The sequence below is a fragment of the Aestuariivirga sp. genome (assembly GCF_041738905.1).
Lineage (GTDB): Bacteria > Pseudomonadota > Alphaproteobacteria > Rhizobiales > Aestuariivirgaceae > Aestuariivirga.
In genome coordinates this window covers 1-2,289 of sequence record NZ_JBGSOZ010000078.1, presented here as the reverse complement: position 1 = coordinate 2,289, position 2,289 = coordinate 1, and the positions used below count along the sequence as shown (strand labels likewise).

Sequence of the window (2,289 nt, the reverse complement as noted above, 5' to 3'; positions counted from 1 at the left end):
ATCGAAGTGTTCGGGCAGTAACGGGCAGACATCACGGCTTTGGCGGACCGGTGACGCAATTTGCCAAGGCTGGGTCTTGCCAAAGTTGCCAATTCGCGCAAAACTCGAACTAAATAGGCCGGCCATCCGGTGTATGTCGGTCGACAACACGCTCTGGGGCGGCGACGTCGCCGATCCCACCAAGACCGATGAGGACACACAGGCGATCCGCACCATCAACGCCAAGGTCGCGAAAGACCCCCGCGTCGAAATCTGCATGACCCCGATTTGCGACGGACTGACGATGGCAAGGAAGGTTTGACAGAAAGTCATGTCGCGTCTGCTCCTCATTATAGGAGGTCCTCGCTACCTTTCAGTTGGCGACGAGTTAGCGTTCTTTGATAGGTTCAAGTCAATTGCAGCTATTGGATCTGTAGCCGGAAGCGGGAAGCACATGCATATCCAGTTGAAGCGCCAACCCAGTGACAAAGACCTCAGAGAACTCGTAGCTCTGTTCTTCCGGTACAATGTAAACATGAAGCCGCTTGCAGCGTTGCGTACCAAGCGCAATGCCAGATGGTTCTCTGACAACCCGGACGCATTCTGGTACAAGAAGGTGTTTGGCGGGAAGGCAGGGATTCAAACCTGAGCAATCAAAGATAGTTCGTTGGTGGGTCAGTCTGAATTTCGCTCGACGATCAGTGCCCGTACCCGGGCCAGTTGATGAAGGCGCTTGTCCCATGATTTTCGTAGTTCGGCCCTAAGGCTCATTCGGGCGGCAAGTTTCTTGCGCATCTCGCATCGTGCGATTTCGGCATCGAGTTGTTCTAGTGATAGGTTCAAGAGGTCTTCGTCTAAATGCAGAAAGCCAGACCGCCTACGCACTGTGAGAGCCTCGCTTCATATTACATTCACGCGTCCGATCGCACTCGGCTTCTTCAGCCTCGCCAAGACCAGCTACGTAGCCAATCTCCCAAAACTGATCTTATACGCCAACAGCATTGCAGGTGACTTTCGCAACCTAGAATGTACCTTGCTGAAATTATAGCTTGATCCGTCCCGGATTTCCACAATGGCCAAGTTGGGAAGACTTCAGACTGACTCATGACCGATAGTTCTCGCCCCTTGCCTTTCCTCCGCACTCCCTCTATAGGCCGCTCCGTTACTTCAACTCACACGCGGGGTCAGGCTCCGGCACACGAGGGAAACCTCCACATAGTGCCAGATCCATCCGGTGCCGGGAACTCCCGGTAACTCAGTCCCGCGGCGGATCAACCGGAAAAGGACCGACCGCATGTCACTGCCAGATTTCACTATGCGTCAGCTTCTTGAAGCTGGCGTTCACTTCGGCCACCAAACCCACCGCTGGAACCCGAAGATGAGGAATTTCATCTACGGAAGCCGCAACGGCATCCACATCATCGACCTCTCGCAGACTGTTCCGATGCTGCACCAGGCGCTCCTCGTCGTCGCTGACACGGTCGCCAAGGGTGGCCGCGTGCTCTTCGTCGGCACCAAGCGTTCGGCCGCCGAGCAGATCGCTGATTCCGCGAAGCGCTCTGCGCAGTACTATGTGAACTCCCGCTGGCTCGGCGGCACGCTCACCAACTGGAAGACCATTTCGCACTCGATCAAGACGCTCCGCACGGTGGACGATACGCTCGGCAAGGAGCATTCGGGCCTCACCAAGCGCGAAATGCTCGAGATGACCCGCACCAAGGAAAAGCTCGACAAGTCCCTTGGCGGCATCAAGGACATGGGCGGCACGCCCGACCTGCTGTTCGTGATCGACACCAACAAGGAACAGATCGCCATCAAGGAAGCCAACCGCCTTGGCATCCCGGTGATCGCGGTGATCGATACGAATTCCGATCCCGCCGGCGTCACCTATCCGATCCCCGGCAACGATGACGCGGGCCGTGCGGTCGCTCTCTATTGCGATCTCATCAGCCGCGCCTGCATCGAGGGCATCTCGCTCGCGCAGTCCGGTTCGGGAGTCGACATGGGCGCCTCCGAGAACCCGATGCCTGAAGAAGTGCCGGCCGCCTAAGCCAAGGCTCCGTACCGTAATCAAACTGTCACGGGGCCTGCCGATTGAAGCGGCAGGCCCCGGCGTTTCAAAACACATGAGGTAGAACATGGCCGACATCACGGCTGCGATGGTGAAGGACCTGCGCGAGAAGACCGGCGTGGGCATGATGGATTGCAAGGCGGCGCTGGCCGCCACGGCTGGCGACATGGAAGCCGCCGTCGACTGGCTGCGCCCCAGGCCGTCGATGGCGGCGCGCGCGATCAGGTCGCAATACAGCG

General features: G+C 57.9%; 2 protein-coding genes and 1 pseudogene. All 3 read left to right on the top strand.

The genetic code is table 11. The features are described from left to right. Nucleotides 1-133 precede the first annotated feature (133 nt). Nucleotides 134-301 carry an O-methyltransferase gene (locus tag ACEW8Q_RS06545; RefSeq protein ID WP_373503248.1) on the top strand — a complete coding sequence of 56 codons (168 nt, stop codon included), beginning with the start codon at nt 134-136 and terminating at the stop codon, nt 299-301. 9 nt (nt 302-310) lie between these two features. After that, nucleotides 311-628: a hypothetical protein gene (locus ACEW8Q_RS06540; protein WP_373503247.1), complete on the top strand. Its 318-nt coding sequence runs from the start codon at nt 311-313 to the stop codon at nt 626-628. A gap of 645 nt (nt 629-1,273) precedes the next feature. Next, nucleotides 1,274-2,023 (top strand): annotated as a pseudogene (gene rpsB, locus ACEW8Q_RS06535) (30S ribosomal protein S2); the annotation flags it as partial. Between the last annotated feature and the right edge of the window lie 266 nt (nt 2,024-2,289).

What these genes read in the sequence shown, in the direction of transcription:
- ACEW8Q_RS06545 (WP_373503248.1), top strand. Translation starts at nt 134, where the DNA reads ATGTCGGTCGACAACACGCTCTGGGGCGGCGACGTCGCCGATCCCACC.
- ACEW8Q_RS06540 (WP_373503247.1), top strand. Translation starts at nt 311, where the DNA reads ATGTCGCGTCTGCTCCTCATTATAGGAGGTCCTCGCTACCTTTCAGTT.